Raw genomic sequence first — 20,974 nt, forward strand, 5'->3', positions numbered from 1 at the left:
GTAGTGGGGTACCGCATCCAATGAGCGCGGACAGCGACCCGGTGACCATCGACCTCGATCGTCGATCGTTCATGAAAGCCAGTGCTCTCGCCGGTGGGTTGGTCCTCGGCGGCGGCGTCACCGGGCACGTCCTTAGTCAAGAGGAAGAGGGCGAGGACGGCGTCGTCGACGACGCCGACACGTCGAAGGTGATCTGTAACTACTGTGCCGTCGGCTGTGGCTTCAAGGCCGTCAAGGACGGCAACTCCTTTACGGCGATGGAGCCGTGGTTCGAGAACCCGATCAACAACGGCTCGCTCTGCTCGAAAGGCGCGGGCATTCTCGAGACCGAGCACTCGGTCAAGCGACTCAAACATCCGATGCGGAAGGTCGACGGCGAGTGGCAGAAGATCTCCTGGGACGAGGCCTACTCCGAAATCGCCGAGACCTGGCAGGAGACCGTCGACGAGTACAGCCGCGAGAGCGCCATGTTGCTGGGCAGTGCCCACCACGCCAACGAGGAGGCCTATGCCATCCGCAAGCTCGCGGCCTTCATGGGCACAAACAACGTCGATCACCAGGCGCGGATCTGTCACTCGCCGACCGTGACCGGCCTCGCGAACACGTGGGGATTCGGCGCGATGACGAACACGATTAACGACTACCGCAACTTCGACCTGCTCATCATCCTTGGGCAGAACCCGGCCGAATCCCACCCGATCGCGATGCAGCACATCCTCGAGGGCCAGGCGCGCGGCGGAACGATCGTCTCGATCGACCCGCGCTACACGAAGACATCGGCCCACGCAGACTACTTCTACCGGCTGCGACCCGGCACGGACGTCGCGCTGGTCATGGGCCTGCTCAACTACATTCGAGAGCAGGACGGACTCGACAACACCTTCCTCAAGGACCGGGTGTTGGGCTGGCCCGACGTCGAACCTGAACTCGATCAGTACGACCTCGAGACGGTCTCGGACATCACCTGGATCGATCAGGGCGACCTCGAGGAAATCGGCGACCTGGTCATCGAGAACGTGCCCCGGATACAGCTCGAGTGGGCGATGGGCGGGACCCAGCATAACAACGGAACACAGAACATCCGCTCGTATGCCCTCTTCAGCCTCGCGACCGGGAGCGCGGCCCGCTCCGGCGGCGGGTTGCAGGTCATGCGCGGCCACGCAAACGTTCAGGGGGCGACCGACCTCGGCGTCGACGCCAGCATTCTCCCGGGCTACTACGGCGTCGACTCGCCGGGGTCGTGGGAGCACTGGGCGGATGTCTGGGACCGGAGTCCCTGGACCAGCGGCAGCACCTCCTTCCGGGAGCTGTACGACAAGTTCGAGATGATGCCGGAAGACATGTGGAGCGGCATGGAGACGCCGGCCGAGGTCGAGGCGGGGGGTGCAGGCGTCGGCGTCGAGGAGGAAGAGGAAGGGGAAGGTGGCGAAGGCGAAGAGAGTGGAGGGGCCAAGGAGACGAGGAGCAGGGCGAAGAGCAGGAAGGCGACGACGAAGAAGAGGGTCTGGATCAGGAGGCACCGATCGACGACGTCGACGAACGGTCGATGATGTTCCAGATCGGGCTGACTGTTGCCCGCTGGTACGAAGCGGCTCTCCAGCAGGGTGATCGGCTGCTCGAGTCGAACCTCTACCAGTCCGACCCGCTGAAGATGGCGTTCTTCTGGGGTCACTCCGCGAACTCCATTAGCGAGATGGACAAGATGAAGCAGGCCATGGAGGAGTTGGATCTGATGGTCGTCGTCGACGTCTTCCCGGCCGTCGCTGGGACGCTGCCCGATGACGCGAACGTCATCCTGCTGCCAGCCTCGAGCCAGTACGAACACGTCCGGACGGTGACGAACTCCCACCGTTCGGTCCAGTGGAGTGAGCGGGTCTCGCCGCCGGCGCACAACTCCAGGCCCGACCTCCAGATCATGCAGGAACTGGCCCATCATCTGGGCTTCGGCGAGCACTTCGACTGGGGGAGCGGTCCGGAGGTTCACAACGGCCAGAGTTCCTACGAGGACGCACTTCGGGAGATCAATCTCGGAACGCGATCGATCGGTTACCAGCAGTCGCCCGAGAAGCTCCAGCAACATCAGGAGTACGACTGGGCGTTTAACACGGACAACCTGCGCGCGGACACCAACGGGTTGCCGGTCGACGGCGACTACTGGATGCTCCCTTGGCCGTACTGGGGCGACGACCATCCCGGGTCGCCGATCATCTGGACGAAGGAGGCCGACCCCCGCGACGGCGGCCACGACTTCCGGGAGAACTGGGGCGTCAGAGCGCCGACTCCCAACGAGTGGAACGACCTCAACATCGACAAGGACTACCCGCTCCAGAAGACCTACAATCAGAACGGCGAGGATGGACTCGATCTGATCGCCGAGTCGTTCGAGGCACCGTGGTGGGACGGTCAGGAGATCAACGGCGTGCCATCGTATCCGAACTACGCGACGATGCTGCCCGACGATCCGGTAAACGCGTCGACGCAGACGCTTCCCGTCCGGTATGCGCTCGACGAAACTGAGTCAGTGTATTCCGCTGCACAGGCGATCAACAATCAGTACGGTGACGAGATCGACATCGACCCTGCGGCCTACGAGGAGTACGACTATGCACAGCCCGACCCGCCGACGGGACGCGGGAAGGCGCGTGCGGTCGTCTGGAACTTCCTCGACACAGTGCCCGTCCACCGGGAACCCGTCGAGAGCCCACGCCCCGATCTCGTCGAGCAGTGGCCCGCCAACGGCGAACAGGTCAACTTCTGGCGACTCGACCAGAACAACGCGTCGGTCCAGGCGGACGCGACCGAACGGGTTCACACCGAACTCGGCAGCAACGCCGAGAGCGGCCGAACGGTGATTCTGACCTCCGGCCGGCAGGTCGAACACCAGGGCGGTGGTGCCGAGACGCGGAACAACGAGTACACCGCCGACCGCCAGCCCCACATGTACGCCGAGATTAACCCCTCGCTCGCCGAAGAACTCAACGTCGTCGGCGGCGACGATCACGTCGTCGTCACCTCGTCGGACAAGGGGTCGATCCTGGTGAAGGCCTATGTGACGAACCGCGTCAACGAGGAGGAGGTCTTCCTCCCCTACCACTGGGGCGGCGTCTTCCACGGTGAGGACAGGTCGGGCAACTGGCCCGAGGGAACCACGCCGCTGGCCATCGGCGAGAGCGCGAACATCATCACGCCGAGCGGGTTCGACGCCGAGACCCAGATGCAGGAGACCAAATCGGGCGTCGTCCACGTCCAGAAGGCCACGCAAAGCGTGGTCGACGACCTCGGGATGGAGTTCATCGACTATCCGCAGGACGAGCACGGACTCGGCGCGCAGAAACGATACGACGTCCGCGAATGGGACATGATTGAGGGAGGTGACACACCGTGACACAAGACAATCGATCCGGACAGGTGATGAGTCAGGGCGTGATGAGCACCGGCGAGGGGATGCGGATCTTTCCCGACGTCGAGGCCTGCATCGACTGCGGCGGCTGCGTTGTCGCCTGCAAGCGCACCTGGGACCGCGAGATACACAACCAGCGCATCGACATCACGACGATGGCCGAAGGGAGCGCCGGGCCACAGGGCCAGAACGCCGACAAGACGGACCGACTCGCAGCCGGTGAACGGCCCGGCGAGACGAGTCTCCCGATGCAGTGTTACCACTGCGAAAACGCGCCGTGCGTCTCCGTCTGTCCGACAAACGCGCTCCAAAAAGAGGACGACGGGTTCGTAACGGTGACCGAAGACCTCTGCGTCGGCTGTCAGTACTGCCTGTCGGGCTGTCCGTTCGGTGCGCCGCAGTTCCCGGACAGCAACGAGGGAACGGCCCAACTCTTTGGCACCGGCGGCATCATGGACAAGTGTACCGGCTGTCGCGAGCGCCAAGAGGTCCAGAAGGGGCCCGCCTGCGCCGAAGAGTGTGCAACTGACGCGATCCTCGTCGGCAGTGCCGGCGAGATCGCCGACGAACTCGAGCAACGCGACAGCGGCCCCTTCTTCAACGAGGAGGCCATGGAGATCATCTTCGGGGCAGACGACGCCCAACTGTTCAGTGACCAATGAGCGACGAACAACCACCCAACGGACCGCACGAGGGCGACGACGTCCGAGCCGCGAGGAATCAGGACCGGACGACGGATGCGGTCGACTGGGACGATCGCGACACCACCGAGACTGCCGCCGGACGCGACGAGAGTAGCGAGGTATTGACCGACGAATCACGATCGAGCCCCGACCGTGACCCGAACTCCGGGTCAGGAACCGGAGGCGACGGCGGCGGCCGCTGGGATCGGATCGCCTTCGCGATCAGCGCGCTCATCGGACTCGTGCTGGCGGGCGGTGCCGTCGCGCTCGTTTCCGGGCGCGCACCGCTCTTCGAGAACCTGCTACGCGTCCGGCCGACCGTCCAGGGCGGCGGCGTCGCCGCCGATTGGGTCTTCGGCAACACCGTGCCGGCCCTCGAGATCGCGATCGCGGTGGTCCACTTCGCGGACGTCATTATGGGAATTTTCATCCTCCTGATGGTGTTCATCCACTGGGCGGCGTTCCGGCGGCTGGCCGCGCGAATGCGGCCGCCAGCGGCGACGGCTCGCGAGCGGGAATCGGCCGCGGCGACCGACGGCGGTGCGCCGAGTGCCACGGGACGACCGTCGGCTGACTCGAGCGCTGCCGCGGAACCGGAGTCGGAATCGGACTCGGCACCGCACGACGATCCGACTCGGTCCGAGGGAGGTGAATCCCGATGACGAATCTCGACCACGGCAAGTTCTCGCGGATCACCACCACGTTCCACTCGCTGCTGGCGCTGACGGTCTTTTTCCTGTTCTTTACGGGATACGCCATCGCGTTCAACACGGAACTGTGGTGGATGGTCGAACTGATGGGCGGTAATGAGGGCGTGCTCCTGATACACCGGTTCGCGGGATTCTCACTGATCTTCCTGACTGGATTCTGGGTGTCCTACATGCTCTTGCGGTCGACGAGTCGTTCGAATTTCCGCGGAGTATTGCCCAATCGAACTGATATCTCGGCGTTCATACAGGACGTCAAGTTCGCGCTCGGGCGGGCCGACGAGCGCCACCCGGCCGCCCGCCAGTTCGCGGGCTACAAGGCCGATGAGGTGCCGCTGATCTCCTATATCGGCAAGGGAGTTATCTGGATCTTTACCGTCGAACTCCTCTTGCTGATGATTTCCGGCCTCCTGATCTGGCGGAAAACCTGGCTGATCGACTTCTACAACTCCCAGACGGTCGTCATGGCCTTCGTTGCCTTCCACGGCCTACTCGGGGTCATCATGCTGATGGGCGTGATGTTCCACACCTTCGAGCACGGCTTCCATCCTGCCTTCTACCCGGTAGAGATGAAGGCGTTCCTGCCGAAGGACCGAACGCCGAACTTCCACGACGACCCCGACGAATACGAGACCACTGGGATCGAGCGGCTCCGGCTCCGCTCCTCGTGGCGATGGGCGACCAATGTGATGGCCGTACTGGTCGTCGTCGGCATCGTTAGCGTGATGATGGCCAGCCTCTCGTACGGCGGCTACCCGGTTCCGAATCGACTCCAGTTCAACGAGGGGAGCGTCCTGCGAACCATCGGCGTCAACGTCGGCATGCTCGTCTTGCTCATCGGGCTAGTGCTCTCGATGTACGGCAACGTGCTGCGGGCGCGGTACATGCAACAGCGGCGGGACACGGCCGAGCAGACGACCGCCGCCGACGGTGGAGGGCGAGAATCCGACCGTAGCGGTGACCATGAGGACGGACACCGATCCGGAACTGACGGTGGGACGCGAACGACCGACGGTCGATCGGCGACCGACGACGGGACGAATAGCGGGCGGACGGACACTGACTCCGGCGGCTAATCGCGTCCGAGTTTCGCGACGATTCCGTCGGATTTCCGACCGCTCCGGTGGGGATTTACGTGATTTCGACACGTCTGGGATAGTATGGCAGAGATGCTGTACTCGATCTACGCCGTCGCGATCCTGATCGTGGCCGTCGGCGGCCTCCTCGGCGTCGTCTTCGCGACGCCGGACCTTGAGGGGCGCTCTGAGTACCGGTTCGAGGCACTCGCGATCATCGCCGCCCTCTTTATTCTCGCGATGGTCGGCGGGTTCGTTCTGTAACGCGAACCGAATCGAACCGGGCCGTGCCGTTCGAGATGTTGCGCTCGATGAGCCGTTCCGTCGGCCACGCGTATTCCTCGTTTGCGACCATCCGAATCTATCGTACTATTCGAATTCCCGCCGATCCGCTCCGGAAAATATCTTTTCCACATAATAATATTATCTTTGTTACTTTCACGGAACCGGCAGACAATCGGGGAAGCGATCCAATGCAGTCGCGAGTTTTCGTCTCCGTCCAGATTCGACGTATGTGCGCGATTAATCCGTATGAGGGCCACTATTTGCGCTATACTCGACCTCACTTTGACTGCTCGTCGAGATGGATCTAGAATCTGCTCGAGTAACTATGTCTTCACAGCACCATTCCGGACTGTGGAAATGCGGAGTTTTCGCTGAAAATACCAAGATACACTCATTTCAGTTACGAATGGTTCGATAGCGGAATTACGAGCCCACCGGTGACCGCTGTTGGCCGTTCTGTGCGCTATTCTCGATTCCGAAGAACCGTCTCAATATACCTCTGAGTAATGGGTGGAAGTCTTTGATTACTGTTGATACAGTAGCCACATGGTGATCAACCAGTAGGATCACTAATTATCTAGGATATTTGCACGCCCTCTCGGATAATATCATGTACTTGTATAATATCAGAAATGGTACTACAATCATATATATTACTATACTAGTGTACTGATATTTGAGATATCGTATGAGATACTACTAGTGTATGCAATAACTGCGACCACCTCGCTCTCAGATTACACCCATATACTTGTAATCTGGATGTCGAAGTACCGTCACTTTCCTCTCTCAGTGAAATTGCTACTGGTATGTGCGATCATGCCAGTTAGACAATTAAGACGCAGTACCCGAACGGATGCACCCGCTCTGGCGGGAGTAAACATGTGTTATGTAATAGTGAACAGGGAGTCAGCGGTTTTCGTTGTGGTCGATGATTGAAGAGCCGGGTTCTCGCGCCTACCGAGATCGAACTCGGCTTCGATAGGTATCCTGTCATGCCGGAACGAGTCGAATTCAGTAGCTCTTCGCTCGATTTCGTGTCACTTCATCTCACCCACTATAGAAAACGGGTGTTCATTATTAGAGAACACTACCCGCATCGCACGTCGATGGTTGCGGTAGAGAACCACACACATTTAGTAGCTCTCAGTCTCGTACCGCCGACAGCCTGTCCGAAAACTGAGTCACGGACGGACCGATTTGTTCGTGAATAATGAACACATAGATATTTATAGGAAACACGGACTAGCCGATATATGGGTAAACGAGCGAACAATCCAGTCAAGTCCGTGGTCACGACGTTCGACATTCTCCAGACACTGCGTCGGCTCGATGGGGCCGGCGTCACCGAACTATCCACTGAACTCGACCTCCCGAAAAGCAGCGTCTACAACTACCTCAGTACGCTCGAGCAGGAGGAGTACGTAGTCAAAGAGGACGGACAGTACGATATCGGACTTCGATTCCTCGACCTCGGACGGTACGTGCGCCAGCGCGACGACCTCTACGAGACGGCCCGCCCGGAGATGGAGTCGATTGCGGACGAAACCGACGAACTCGTTAATTTGCTCGTCGAGGAACACGGACAGGGGGTCTACGTCTGCCGAGTACGGGGTGATCAAGCGGTTAACGTCGCCGCGAGTACCGGTCATCGGGTTCTCCTGCACAATACGGGACTCGGGAAGGCGATCCTCGCGTATTTGCCCGAGGACCGTGTCGACGAAATCTTAGATAGCCACGGGATGTCGGCCGATACCGAACACACGATCACCGATCGCGACGAACTCAAGGCCGAACTCGCGGAGATCCGCGATCGCGGCGTCGCGTTCGACCGGGAGGAACGGATCGGCGGCCTCTGCTGTGTCGCCGTGCCAATTCTGGACCTCGAGGACCGACCGATCGGTGCCCTCAGCGTGGCCGGACCGACGAGTCGCATGAAGGGAGAGCGGTTCGAGACTGAACTGCCCGAACTGCTGAAGAGTGCGGCGAACGTCATCGAACTGAACCTCACCTACTCTTGAACGGCCTGTCGGAAGTCGTTCGTCAACTCGTCCCATAAACTCATGTTCACTAATGACGAACCTCTGTCTCACGCTCGCCGTCACGCGACGACGCCGTCGGTTGTCGTCCGTTCGAGGGTGCCGCGGCTGACGTGAGCGGCGAACGTGACCGACGGCTCATGTTCACGGAGTTCGTGAGTCCCGCCGTGATGGTCGGCGTCCGCGCGGGTGATCACGGCGAGTGAAACGTCCTCGAGCGACCAGTTCCGCTCCTCAAGGAACGGCCGATAGACCGTTGTCGGTGCGTCAACGATGCCGGGATCGACGATGATCGGGACATCCACCCCCTCGAGGACGTGGTAGCCGTGGCGTTTGTCGTCGATGACGGTCTCGATTCGATGGATTCCGGCCGCTCACGTTCGAGTCGTTCTCTCACTCTCTCGCATTCGTTCGGCTAAAATTCGCCAACGAGACTACAAAGACGTTGGTCCGGTTAGAACGCGCTGTCCGCAAATCCGCCGTCAACCGTGACGATTCACCGGTCACGAAGGATGCGGCGTCGCTGGCGAGGTAAATCGCCGCGCCGACGATTTCCTTGCGCTCGGCAACCCGGCCGAGCGGGGTTCGCTCGTCGATCCGCTCGCGCTTCTCGGTCCCGTCAGCGTACGTGTCCGCGTTCTGGGGCGTAATGACGAAGCCCGGCGCGATCGCGTTGACCCTGATATCGGGTGCGAGTTCCTTCGCGGACGCGCGGGTGAAGGCCTCGACGCCGCCTTTCGCCGCGGTGTAAGCCGGCAGGTTCGCCATCGAGAGCCGGGCCGACAGCGAGGAGATATTGACGATCGAACCGCCCTCCTCCATCGCGGGTGCGAACGCCTGAGTCACGCGGCGAACCCCATCGAGCGCGACATCGGTGACGAAGTCCCACTCTTCATCGGAAATGTCCTGGACCGACGCCCGCGAGATCGCTCCCTGCGACGCGACGACGATATCGATGCCACCGAGTTCGGCGACGGCTGTCTCGCGGACGCGTTCAAGCGAGTCGGGTTCGGTCACGTCGCAGGTGATTTGCGCCGTCTCAACCCCTCGATCTTCGATCTCCGTCGCGGTCTCAGCGACTTTCGTCTCGTCTCGGCTCGTCGCGATGACGTCGGCTCCCTCCTCGGCGAAGCCGAGGGCGATCGCCTGTCCGATACCGCTCGTCCCGCCGATCACGACGGCTCGTTTGCCACTGACAGTCACCGGGCTGTGTTGATAATCGACCATACGGCAAGCGAGACCGTCCGTCCACATTACGTTTACCTTCCGCTCCGGACGGCCGTTCGAGGGGCCGGGACGGTCCACTGCGCCGGTAGTCGATCGGTTCGATACCGATTCGGGACCAAACCCCACAGAATTATAACTGACGACGAACGATCCGGTATCATGCGTGGATTAGCCAAGACTAGTCGGAGTGACGGAGCTATGGAACTCGTCGACCGCGAGCGGCCCGAACCCGGGCCGGACGAAGCGCTGATCGAGGTCGACTACGCGGGTCTCTGCGGGAGCGACGCGGGGATCTACGAGTTCGAATCGGCGTTCGAACGAATGGAGTTGCCGACTGTCATCGGCCACGAGTACTCGGGTCACGTCGTCGAGGTCGGCGACACCGTGACGAAGTTCGCGGTCGGCGACCGGGTCGTCGAGCGGCCGATCCGCGGCTGCGGCGACTGCTACCAGTGCGAGATCGGCGAATCGAACGTCTGCCAGAACTCGGTCATCACGGGCGTGGATCACGACGGTGCCTACGAGCCCTATATCGCGGTCCCCGAGGATGCGCTCCACCCCGTCCCCGACAGCGTCGAACAGCAACACGCGGCTATGGTCGAACCGACCAGCATCGCTGCCCGCGCCGTCATCCAGAACTCCCGCGTTCGCGCCGGCACGCGAGTCCTCGTCGAGGGGCCCGGTCCGATCGGACTCCTCACCGCCCAGGTCGCCCGCGCGCAGGGCGGCGAGGTCGTCGTCAGCGGCGTCGGCCAGGACGCCAACTACCGCCTCCCGCTCGCCGAGGAGCTCGGGTTCGAAACGATCAACGTGGCCGACGACGATCTCGACGCCGTCCGCGACGAACTGACCGACGGCATCGGCTACGACGTCGTCTTCGACACGACGGGCCACCCGTCGGGGCTGCCGTCAGCCGTCGACGAGGTCCGGAAGGGCGGTCAGATCGTCCTCATCGGACAGACCGGCGAAACGACGATGCCCTACTCGCCGCTCGTCCGCGCGGAGATCGACCTGCAGTGTTCCTACGCGTCGAAGTACGAGGACTTCGAGAACGCGCTGCGCCTGATCGACACGGGCGACGTCGACGCCGAGACGTTCGTCGACGACCGCTTTAACCTGCTCGAGGCCGACGAGGCCTTCGAAACCTTCCTCGAGGGCGGAACGTGCAAGCCCGTCTTCGACGTGTCGGTCCTTCGAGACTGAGACTGCGCGCGAATTTTCTTCGGTACGTGGCATCGTTTCAGACGGAAGTTTTAGTAGCACCTGCCGTCATTCACGACTGTCGATGGACTACAGACAGCTGTCCGACCCGAACGCAGAGTATACGATGCGCGACCTCTCCGCGGAGACGATGGGGGTTTCCAGCTCTCGCGGGCCGCGCGATGTCGAGATTACGGATGTCCAGACGACCATCGTCGACGGCAACTATCCGTGGACGTTGGTCCGTGTCTACACTGACGCGGGTCTCGTCGGGAACGGCGAGTCCTACTGGGGAGCCGGCGAACAGGAAATCATCGAGCGGATGGCACCCTTCCTCGAGGGCGAGAACCCGCTCGACATCGACCGACTTTACGAACACCTCGTCCAGAAGCTCTCCGGTGAGGGCTCGATCGCCGGGAAAGCGATTTCCGCGATTTCCGGGATCGAGCTCGCACTGCACGACGTCGCCGGCAAGATTCTCGACGTCCCGGCCTACCAGCTCATCGGTGGCAAGTACCGCGACGAGATGCGGATGTACTGCGACTGCCACACTGAAGAAGAGGCCGACCCCGACGCCTGCGCCGACGAGGCCGAGCGTGTCGTCGAAGACCTCGGCTACGATGCACTGAAGTTCGACCTTGACGTCCCCAGCGGCCACGAGAAAGACCGCGCGAACCGCCACCTCCGGGGCCCCGAGATCGAACACAAGGCCGAAATCGTCGAGAAGGTCACCGAACGCATCGGCGACCGCGCCGACGTCGCCTTCGACTGTCACTGGTCGTTCAGTTCCGGCAGCGCACACCGCCTCGCCGAGCGCTTAGAGGACTACGACGTCTGGTGGCTCGAGGACCCAATCCCGCCGGAGAACCACGACGTCCAGGCCGAAGTCACCAAGCGCACCTCGACGCCGATCACCGTCGGCGAGAACGTCTACCGCAATCACGGCAACCGCCGCCTCCTCGAGGAGCAGGCGGTTGATATCGTCGCGCCGGACGTGCCTCGCGTCGGTGGGATGCGCCAGACGCGGAAGATCGCGGATCTCGCGGACATGTACTACGTGCCGGTCGCGATGCACAACGTCTCCTCGCCGATCGGGACGATGGCCAGTATCCACGTCGGCGCGGCGATTCCGAACTCGCTGGCCGTCGAGTACCACTCCTACGAACTGGGCTGGTGGTCGGATCTCGTCGAGGAAGACATCATCCACGAGGGTACGCAGAAGTGCCGGAGAAGCCGGGTCTCGGCCTGACGCTCGACTTCGACGCCGTCGAGGAGCATCTGGCTGACGGTGCTGAAATGTTCGATGAGGCGTAAACCGACGTCACGTCACGGAGCGTTGCTCCGGGTTGTTCGACGAAGCATGAGCTTCGTCATGCTCGCAAATCTCGGATTTGCGTTGTTCGATGAGGCGTAAGCGAAGCCGAGTCCAGTAGTCCGTACAGCGTTCCCGGATCGAGGCAGTGCCTCGCGTCTCGGACGAGTTGTCTCGCCCCGCCCAGCCAAAACCGTCTTCGAGGGAGTCTGTCCCACATTCATTCTCCCCCGTCGAGCCTAGACAGCCTGAGCAGCGGCTCTCTGCAGCGGCCGCTTCAGATCGGCCTCGAGAGGAGACACGCCGCATTCGGGCAATTCGAGGAGGAACACGCCCTCGTTCTACCTAAAGTGACACTGTTTGACAACTGAGTACCGATAGTTTTATAATTATATACGGACGTTTGCTAATCAGTATGGTTGACAATGACAAACCGGTCACCAGTGTTGATAGGCGAACGTATCTCGGTGGGATTGCAACGGGTACCGCACTCGGGCTGGCCGGCTGTCTCGGCGGGAATACCTCTGGCGGACTCGAGGTTCTGCACGGTTGGACAGGGGGGATGGTGCCGACGCGGTTGATGCACTGACGAGCGCGTTCGAGGAGAATCACTCCGACCTGGATCCGAATTTCCAGGCCGTTGGTGGGGACGGGAACGTCGAACTGAATTCGACCATCCTTCGCCGGTTGACGAACTCGAATCCGATGAGTGGGTTCGCTAACTGGCCAGGAAAGAACCTCGAACGATATCGCGGGAGTCTGATGGACCTCGAGGAAGACGTTTGGGAGGCAGAGGGGTACAAGGAGAGCATGCAGGACCGTGTCGTCGAAATCTGTAATTTCAACGATAAGATGCCGGCGGTGCCGATCGGTTCTCACCGAATGAACAACCTGTTCTACAATACGGCCGCCTTCGACGAGGCAGGCATCGATGCCGAGAGCCTCGAGAGCGTGCCGGATCTCATCGACGCACTCGAGACGATCGACCAGGAGACCGATTACACGCCGTTCGCACACGGGATGCGAGCGCCATTCCTCGGGCTGCAGACGTGGGCGCAGATCCTCACGAGCCAGAGCGGCGTCGACGCGTATACGGACTTCATCGAGGGCGACGGCGACAGAGACGCCGTTATCGATGCGCTCGAAACGCTACAGGAGATTCAGGAGAACTATATCAACGACGACGCGTCCTCAATCGGGTACTCGGAGGCCTCACAGAAGATAATCGGCGATAGCGACGACCCGTCGGAAGCCGCGTGTATTCACGGCGGGAACTGGCAGTACGGGATGTTTCGGGCCGACGAGAACTTCAACTACGGCGAGGAATGGGACTGGGTCCCATTCCCGGGTACGGAGGGACTGTACTTCTATCACGTCGACGCGTTCGTCACGCCGACCGACAATCCGAGTTCCGAAGAGACGATCTCGTGGCAGAAGTTCGTCGGTACGAAGGAGGCTCAGGTCGCGTTCAACAACCTCAAGGGATCGGTTCCGCTCCGAACCGATATCGATTCCGACGAGTTGACGGACTTCCTGGCGATGACCTACGAGGACCTCATCGACTCTGAGGCGTATCCGCCGACGATCGCTCACGGCCTCGCTGTCGAACCCGAAGCCATGAACGACTGCAAGAGCGCGATCGGGAACAACTTCACGGGTCCCTACGACGCCGAAGCGGCAGCCGACGGCCTGCTCGAGGCCGTCTCCCAGTAACGACACACGTTCGAGGCAACGGACGAGACCACCGAACCATAACTCAATTTTTATTATGGAGGGAGCAAATATCTAGGCCGATGGCAACACGCGACACAACTGACTCTCCGACAATACCGACAGAGGAGGTGGTAGACTGGAAGACGAAACTCAGGTACTTCCTGAACAGCGACTTCGTTCGATCGTCGCCATACTGGGGGATTCCCTTCATCCTGATGGCGATCGCCGTCTATGGCGGGATCGGCTACAACATCGCGATTTCGTTTACCGACTACGCCGGAATCAGCCGCCCTACGTTCGCCAGTCTCGACCTCGAGATGTACCGGACGGCGCTGGCGAGCGGGGCGTTCCGCGAGGCCGCGTTCAATAATTTCGTTTTGCTCGTCGTTTTCACGACGGTCTCCCTAGCACTGGGTCTGTTCCTGGCGATTCTCCTCGATCACGGGATCAGATACAAGGACAAGATTCAGACGATCTATCTCCTTCCGATGGCACTGTCGTTCGTCGTGACGGCCCAGCTCTGGTTGTGGATGTACAATCAGGACAGCGGGGTCCTCACCGTCATCGTGACAGCGTTCGGGTTCGAATCGATCGACTGGCTTGGGAACCCGGATATTGCGCTCGCGGCGGTTATCTTCGCGCTGGTATGGCAGTTTAGTGGATACGCGATGGTCGTCTATTTGGCGGGCCTCCAGTCGATCCCACGAGACCAGTTCGAAGCGGCGAGAGTCGACGGCGCGAGTACGCTCCGCACGTACCTGCGGATCATCGTGCCCCAGTTAAAGGAGTCGTCGGTCAGCGCTGCCGTCGTCCTGATGGTGTTCGCGCTCAAGGCGTTTACCTTCCTTTACGCGCTCGTCGGGCAGTACCGGCCACCAAACGGGACTGACATCCTGGCCACGCTGATGGTCCGGCAGGCATTCAAGTTCGGGAAATGGGCGTACGGGGCCGCGATTGCGACGATGCTGTTGTTGCTCGCACTCAGCGTCATCGCGCCATATCTGATCTATCAGCACCGACAGGGGAGCCTCTAACATGTCACAGTCAACACCCGGATCGAATATCGACGTCGCATCGCTCGTCGAGGACGTAAACCTCAGACGGATCGGCCAGTACACGCTGGTCATCCTCTTTCTGGGATTCTTCCTCATCCCGATTGAGACCGGGATCATGACCGCACTGAAAACGAACGAAGCCGTCGCCCGGTCCTTGCCGTTCGCACCACCTCTCAACGAGGGATTCACGATCTCGAACCTCGAGTACGCGTTCAGCCAGCTGACGAACGCGTTCGTCAACTCGTTGCTCATGGCGATTCCGGCGACGATCATCAACGTGTTGCTAGCGAGTATGGCCGCCTACGGGCTGACGATGGTCAACTGGCGCGGCCAGATCGCACTGCTGTCGCTGTTCCTGATCGGTGTCTTCGTGCCCTATCAGGCCGTTCTGGTGCCGCTGGCACGGTTCTGGAACAACCTGTTTCCGCTCGCGCGGATGCTTGAGCCGCTCTTCGCGGCCTTCCCGCTCTTGCAGGGGTATCACTCCCAACTCGTTCCGCTGATAATCACCCACGTCGCGTACGGGATTCCGATCTGTACGATCCTCTTTCGGTCGTATTACAAGGGGATGCCGGACTCGTACGTCGAGGCGGCCAAGATCGACGGGGCAAGTATCACGAAGATCTATCGGCGCATCGTGTTGCCAATCTCGAAGCCGATGTTCGGCGTCGTCTTCATCTACCAGTTCACCCAGATTTACAACGAGTTCCTGTTCTCGTTTACCCTCATCACGGGCGCGAACGATCCGGCAGCGCCGGTGACGCTGGTCCTCCCCGCGATCGGCGCGTCGACCTCCGGGATCGACTTCGGTATCCGGATGTCGGCAGCGTTCCTCGCGGCACTGCCGACGATCATCCTGTACGTCGCGTTCGCCGAACAGTTCGCGAAAGGGCTGCGAACGGAGAGTGGATAACCTATGGGACGAATTCAACTCGATCACCTGACGAAGCGGTTCGGAGACACGGTCGCCGTCGAGGACGTTACGCTCGACGTCGAGGACAGCGAGTTCCTCGTCCTGGTCGGGCCGTCGGGCTGTGGCAAGTCGACGACGCTGCGGATGGTAGCCGGTCTCGAGTCGCCGACCGAGGGCAACCTCTACATCGACGGCGACCACATGAATTATCGCGTTCCCCAGAACCGGGACATCGCGATGGTTTTCCAGGATTACGCCCTCTATCCCCACATGACGGTCCGAGAAAACGTTCGGTTCGGGCTGGAAGAGGAAGCGGGGTATACCGGCGACGAAATGGACGAGCGAGTCGAAGCGGTCGCCGCCGACCTCGGGATCGAAGACCTGCTCGATCGCAACCCTGGCGAACTCTCCGGCGGTCAGCAACAGCGGGTCGCACTCGGCCGGGCGATCGTCCGCGATCCGGAGGTCTTCCTGATGGACGAGCCTCTGGCCAACCTCGACGCCAAACTCCGATCGCAGATGCGGACGGAACTCCAGAGCCTACAGGCCGACCTCGACGTGACGACGGTGTACGTTACCCACAATCAGACGGAAGCGATGACCATGGGCGACCGGATCGCCGTACTGAACGACGGTCGTCTCCAGCAGGTCGGCGAACCCCTCGAGCTCTATCACGAGCCCGCAAACCAGTTCGTCGCGGGCTTCATCGGCGAGCCGATGATGAACTTCATCCGCGGACGCCGTTCCGAAGACGGGTTCGTCGGCGAATACCTCGAGTATCCGTTCGATGCCACGCTCGCGGACGCCGTCGGCGACGCGGACGAGCTCGTCCTCGGGATTCGCCCCGAAGCGGTCGACGTTCGACGTGACGAGGACGCGGCGTCGGCACTCGGCGACCACGAGTATCGGATGACGGTGACCGTCGCGGAAACACACGGCGACCAGAACGTGGTCCATCTCACTCCCGACGAGACGGACGATCACGACGTCTTGCAGGCGGTGACCGACGGCATGCACGTCGTGGAACCGGGCGAATCGGTCGTGGTCACTATCGATCCCGACAGGGTCCACGTCTTCGACGGCACGAGCGGCGACGCGCTCCGGAACCGTCAGCTCGAGACCGAACGCGAACTCACACAGGTGTAACATGGCGGGCTTAGAACTCGACGACGTAACCAAGGTGTATCAGGACGGTGAAGCGAGCGTTATGGCGGTCGAAGACGTCTCGGTCGATATTCCGGACGGGGACTTTCTCGTCCTCGTCGGTCCCTCGGGCTGTGGGAAGTCGACGACGTTGCGGATGATCGCCGGCCTCGAGGAGGTCACGGACGGCGAGGTCAGACTCGGCGACCGAACGGTCAACGACGTGTCGGCACAGGACCGGGACATCGCGATGGTCTTCCAGTCGTACGCGCTGTATCCCCACAAGTCCGTCCGGGCGAACATGGCCTTCGGGCTCGAGGAATCGACCGACAGCTCCGCTGCGGAGATCGACGAGACGGTCACGGAGGTCGCAGAACTGATGGGAATCGACGACCTGCTGGATCGCAAACCTGACGAACTCTCCGGTGGTCAGCAACAGCGGGTTGCGCTGGGCCGAGCGATCGTCCGCGATCCCGACGTGTTCTTGATGGACGAGCCGCTCTCGAACCTCGACGCAAAGCTGCGAGCGGAAATGCGGACGGAGTTGCAACATCTGCAGGACCAACTCGGCGTGACCACAGTCTACGTCACACACGATCAGACGGAGGCGATGACTATGGGCGACCGGATCGCGGTCTTGGATCAGGGGGAGCTTCAGCAGGTCGGCACGCCCCTCGAGTGTTACCACGAACCAAACAACCTGTTCGTCGCGGGCTTCATCGGCGAGCCGTCGATGAACTTCTTCGACGGCCACCTCGAGGAGGATGCGCTGGTGACTGACGAGTTTGAGTATCCGCTCTCGACCGGGCTGAGAACCGATCTCGAGGGCGGGGCTGGCCTCGTGCTCGGGATCCGTCCGGAAGACGTCCGGCTCGGTGAGCGAGGGGCAGGCGATGGGAGATTCGCGGCGACGGTCTCCGTCGTCGAGCCGATGGGGAACGAGAACATCGTCCACCTCCAGTTCGACGGTGCGGCGGACGGCGACGAGTTCATCGCGACGACCGAAGGCGTTCCGTCGGTCAGCGGCGGTGATCGAGTGGGTGTCGACTTCCCCGAGGAGTCGATCCACCTCTTCGACGGTGAGACCGGTATGGCGATGAAGAATCGCCAGTTAGCGTTCACCGGTGCCGACGACGGAACGCTGCCGTAAGGCGGACGCTTCGTTTCGACCGGTGGCGATCGAGTTTCGTGGGTGGACACCGAGTTTTTGCGGCGACCAGCAGTCACGATTTGAGGGCGGATACTCAGCCATCGACTGTGAGGAATGGTGACGATTCGATAGCGACCACTATGTGCTCTCCCGGGTCATCTCGACCGCAAAAGAATCGCACTCGAATGGCTCTGTAGGGGTCGACGGCCCCTGTAGGTAATCTCAGCTAGACTTCAATGACGGGATTCGAGAGTTCACCGATCTCATCGATTGCGATGTGGACCTCGTCGTCCGGCTGGAGGGTGAAGCCGTCGTCCGGGACTAGCGAGGTGCCAGTGAGCAGGACGCCGAGTTCGGGAACGACGTCGTGGTCACGCCAATAGTCGACCAGTTCCTCACAGCTGCGTGCCATGTTTCCGATCGAGGTTTCGCCGTCGTAGAGCACCTCATCGTCGCGAGTGATCTGCATGGACATCGACAGTTCGTTGGGGTCGCCGACGGCTTCGGCGGAGGCAATGCAGGGACCGATCGAACAGCAGCGCTCGTACATCTTCGCCTGGGGCAGGTACAGTGGATTCTCGCCCTCGATTTCGCGGCTGCTCATGTCGTTGCCGATCGTATAGCCGACGATCGAGCCGTCATAGAGGACAATACCGAGTTCCGGTTCGGGTACGTCCCACGTCGAGTCCGCTCGGATTCCGACGGCCTCGCCTGGCCCGACAGTTCGACTCGGTGTCGCTTTGAAGAAAATCTCCGGCCGTTCGGCCTCGTAGGCGTGTAGATACATCTCCGGCATCCCGCTCTCTGCCTCGCGCGCCTCCTCGCTAATCTCGTAGGTGACACCTGCCGCCCACACTTCCTCCGGGACGACCGGCAGCGTGCCGTCGGTGAGCGTGTCGCGTGAGACGGTCGGTGCCTCGGCCGTAATCTCGCTCGCTAGCTCGTCGATTCCGCAGCTCGCGATGTCCGCCGCTGCTGCGAGTTCCCCGAAGCCGTCCAGTCGCGGCTTGACGGCCGTCAGATCGTACGTTGTCTCGTCATCGACAGCGATCAGTCTATACTGATCGCCAGTTGATAGGCGCTGATACCGCATGAAGGCACCAACACCCTAGTCCATTATAAATGTCTCGTCACTGGACGATTCAGCCGATCGGAAGCGTCGGAACGGCAAGAATTATGAGCGGACGTGACGACGGTCACATGTATGGCAGACCAGCGGTTGAACTACGTTAGTGGCGAGTGGACCGAATCGCATACCGGCGAAACGTTCGAGACGACCGATCCCGCGAACCCCGGGGAGGTCATCGCGACCTATCCGGAGTCCGACGCCGAGGATACCGATCGAGCGATCGAAGCGGCACGTGACGCGAGCGACGAGTGGGGATCGACCCCTGGCCCCGAGCGCGGCCGGATCCTCGCGAAGACTGGCTCGCTCCTTGACGAGCGCAAGGACGAACTGACCGAACTGCTCGTACGGGAAGAGGGCAAGACCCGGAGCGAGGCCGGCGGCGAGGTACAGCGGGCCATCGACATCTTCCACTACTACGGGTCGAAGGCCAGCGACATCGGCGGCACGGTCAAGAGCTCGAGCGCACGAGATACGAACCTCTATACGAAAACCGAGCCCCTCGGCGTCGCGGGCCTAATCACGCCGTGGAACTACCCCATCGCGATCCCGGCCTGGAAGATCGCCCCTGCACTCGCTGCAGGTAACTCGGTCGTCATCAAGCCCGCCACACTCGCGCCCGGCGTCGTCCACGAGATGGCGAGCGCGCTCGAGGAAGCCGGCCTTCCGGACGGTGTCATCAACGTCGTCACCGGGCCCGGAAGCGAGGTCGGCAGCACGATTGCCAGTCACGAGGGCGTCGATGCCGTCTCCTTCACCGGCAGCACAGCGGTCGGTAACACTGTCTACGACACCGCGACCGAGGACGGCAAGCGCGTCCAACTCGAGATGGGCGGGAAGAACCCGACGGTCGTCAGTGACACGGCGGACGCCGAGGAGGCTGCCCAGATCGTCGCCGACGGCGCGTTCGGCGTGACCGGGCAGGCGTGTACGGCCGCCTCCCGCGCCATCGTCCACGAAGACGTCTACGACGAGTTCGTCGACGCCGTCGTCGACCGCGCCGCCGCGATCGACCATGGCCACGGACTCGACGACCCCGGCATGGGGCCCCACGTCAGCGAATCGGAACTCGAGAGCACGCTCGAGTACGTCGACATCGCCAAGGATGAGGGTGCGACCCTCGAGTACGGCGGCAGTGCACTCGACCGCGAGGGCTACTTCGTCGAGCCCGCGGTCTTCTCGGATGTCGACCCTGAGATGCGGATCTCTCAGGAGGAGGTCTTCGGGCCGGCGCTCGCCATTATCCCCGTCAGCGACTTCGACGAGGCGCTCCACGTCGCCAACGACGTCGACTACGGGCTCTCCGCGAGCGTCGTCACCGACGACCACAGCGAAGCGAACCGCTTCGTCGACGAGATCGAAGCCGGCGTCGTGAAGGTCAACGAGAAGACCACCGGCCTCGAACTCCACGTCCCCTTTGGCGGCATGAAGGACTCCTCAAGCGAGACCTACCGCGAGCAGGGCGACGCCGGACTGGACTTCTACAGCATCAGCAAGACGGTCTACGACAACTACTGACGGCCTGAGAACCGCCCGAGCTGAGTTCGGACGCGACACGATTTTTCGCTTTTACACCCCGACTGCGTACTGAAGACGAATTCACCAGCGAGCCTTCCAGCGTCACGACCGATCACTCCACTGCTGTACTGCATCGTGTTCGAGGGGACCCGCGCAGGTGGTAGCCCGGTCCCGTAGTGTCTCTCATTTCTATGGACTCAACTCCGTTATGCAATTACGAACGAATAGTGCGGCGGTCTCACGTTGAATTGGGGTTCTTTACACCCATATTGCCATAATCCAGTGCTGGATCGCCGACGGCCCAATCCGGCAGAATTAGCGCCCGTTACAGCTCGAAACCGAGCGATCTCTCGTGAAATGGTGTAGCAGCCATTCCATCACCCGGTCGTATCGAAACCGGTGGCGTTCAGGAATTACGGACAGAAAT

General features: G+C 61.4%; 13 protein-coding genes and 4 pseudogenes. 14 read left to right on the plus strand and 3 right to left on the minus strand.

Annotated features, from left to right (window positions below; all coding sequences use genetic code 11):
- Window positions 1-20: 20 nt before the first annotated feature.
- The 6 genes and pseudogenes from K6I40_RS28990 (at window position 21) to K6I40_RS09130 (ending at window position 8,172) form a co-directional block, all read left to right on the plus strand.
- A pseudogene (locus K6I40_RS28990) lies at window positions 21-3,385 on the plus strand (molybdopterin-dependent oxidoreductase).
- A 26-nt stretch (window positions 3,386-3,411) separates the two neighbouring features.
- Window positions 3,412-4,062, plus strand: a complete 651-nt coding sequence (locus K6I40_RS09110; RefSeq protein WP_222920321.1) for a 4Fe-4S dicluster domain-containing protein — start codon at window positions 3,412-3,414, stop codon at window positions 4,060-4,062.
- The gene (locus K6I40_RS28315; RefSeq protein WP_255681904.1) at window positions 4,059-4,745 is read left to right on the plus strand and encodes a hypothetical protein; all 687 of its coding nucleotides are present in this window, start codon (window positions 4,059-4,061) and stop codon (window positions 4,743-4,745) included. The genes K6I40_RS09110 and K6I40_RS28315 overlap by 4 nt, the downstream gene beginning before the upstream one ends.
- Window positions 4,742-5,866, plus strand: a complete 1,125-nt coding sequence (locus K6I40_RS09120) for a cytochrome b/b6 domain-containing protein (protein ID WP_222918730.1) — start codon at window positions 4,742-4,744, stop codon at window positions 5,864-5,866. Before K6I40_RS28315 ends, K6I40_RS09120 begins: the two co-directional genes overlap by 4 nt.
- A gap of 84 nt (window positions 5,867-5,950) precedes the next feature.
- Window positions 5,951-6,130, plus strand: coding sequence for a hypothetical protein (locus K6I40_RS09125; RefSeq protein WP_222918731.1), 180 nt, complete (start codon window positions 5,951-5,953; stop codon window positions 6,128-6,130).
- Between the two features lie 1,277 nt (window positions 6,131-7,407).
- Complete coding sequence (locus K6I40_RS09130; protein WP_222918732.1) at window positions 7,408-8,172, plus strand: IclR family transcriptional regulator; 765 nt, start codon at window positions 7,408-7,410, stop codon at window positions 8,170-8,172.
- Window positions 8,173-8,252: 80 nt separating this feature from the next.
- On the opposite strand, the gene K6I40_RS09135 is transcribed toward K6I40_RS09130, so the two are convergent.
- Both K6I40_RS09135 and K6I40_RS09140 read right to left on the minus strand, forming a co-directional pair.
- On the minus strand, window positions 8,253-8,495 hold the full coding sequence (locus K6I40_RS09135) for a hypothetical protein (RefSeq protein ID WP_222918733.1): 243 nt from the start codon (window positions 8,493-8,495) through the stop codon (window positions 8,253-8,255).
- A gap of 149 nt (window positions 8,496-8,644) precedes the next feature.
- Window positions 8,645-9,417 (minus strand): annotated as a pseudogene (locus tag K6I40_RS09140) (SDR family NAD(P)-dependent oxidoreductase).
- A 159-nt stretch (window positions 9,418-9,576) separates the two neighbouring features.
- Between K6I40_RS09140 and K6I40_RS09145 the strand changes: the two are divergent.
- The 7 genes and pseudogenes from K6I40_RS09145 (at window position 9,577) to K6I40_RS09175 (ending at window position 17,903) form a co-directional block, all read left to right on the plus strand.
- Complete coding sequence (locus K6I40_RS09145; RefSeq protein WP_222918734.1) at window positions 9,577-10,620, plus strand: alcohol dehydrogenase catalytic domain-containing protein; 1,044 nt, start codon at window positions 9,577-9,579, stop codon at window positions 10,618-10,620.
- Window positions 10,621-10,696: 76 nt separating this feature from the next.
- Window positions 10,697-11,931 (plus strand): annotated as a pseudogene (locus tag K6I40_RS09150) (mandelate racemase/muconate lactonizing enzyme family protein).
- Between the two features lie 413 nt (window positions 11,932-12,344).
- Window positions 12,345-13,642, plus strand: a pseudogene (locus K6I40_RS09155) (ABC transporter substrate-binding protein).
- Window positions 13,643-13,722: 80 nt separating this feature from the next.
- Entirely contained in the window at window positions 13,723-14,676 is a 954-nt protein-coding gene (locus K6I40_RS09160) for a sugar ABC transporter permease (RefSeq protein WP_222918735.1), read from the plus strand.
- A 1-nt stretch (window position 14,677) separates the two neighbouring features.
- Window positions 14,678-15,610, plus strand: coding sequence for a carbohydrate ABC transporter permease (locus K6I40_RS09165; RefSeq protein ID WP_222918736.1), 933 nt, complete (start codon window positions 14,678-14,680; stop codon window positions 15,608-15,610).
- 3 nt (window positions 15,611-15,613) lie between these two features.
- A complete protein-coding gene (locus tag K6I40_RS09170) occupies window positions 15,614-16,756 on the plus strand; it encodes an ABC transporter ATP-binding protein (RefSeq protein WP_222918737.1) in 1,143 nt (380 codons plus the stop codon).
- Between the two features lies 1 nt (window position 16,757).
- Window positions 16,758-17,903: an ABC transporter ATP-binding protein gene (locus K6I40_RS09175; RefSeq protein WP_222918738.1), complete on the plus strand. Its 1,146-nt coding sequence runs from the start codon at window positions 16,758-16,760 to the stop codon at window positions 17,901-17,903.
- Between the two features lie 226 nt (window positions 17,904-18,129).
- On the opposite strand, the gene K6I40_RS09180 is transcribed toward K6I40_RS09175, so the two are convergent.
- Window positions 18,130-18,996: a fumarylacetoacetate hydrolase family protein gene (locus K6I40_RS09180; RefSeq protein ID WP_222918739.1), complete on the minus strand. Its 867-nt coding sequence runs from the start codon at window positions 18,994-18,996 to the stop codon at window positions 18,130-18,132.
- A gap of 111 nt (window positions 18,997-19,107) precedes the next feature.
- Between K6I40_RS09180 and K6I40_RS09185 the strand changes: the two genes are divergently transcribed.
- Complete coding sequence (locus K6I40_RS09185; RefSeq protein WP_222918740.1) at window positions 19,108-20,547, plus strand: aldehyde dehydrogenase family protein; 1,440 nt, start codon at window positions 19,108-19,110, stop codon at window positions 20,545-20,547.
- Window positions 20,548-20,974: the final 427 nt, after the last annotated feature.

Source organism: Natrinema sp. SYSU A 869, assembly GCF_019879105.1.
In the GTDB taxonomy this organism is placed as follows: Archaea; Halobacteriota; Halobacteria; order Halobacteriales; family Natrialbaceae; genus Natrinema.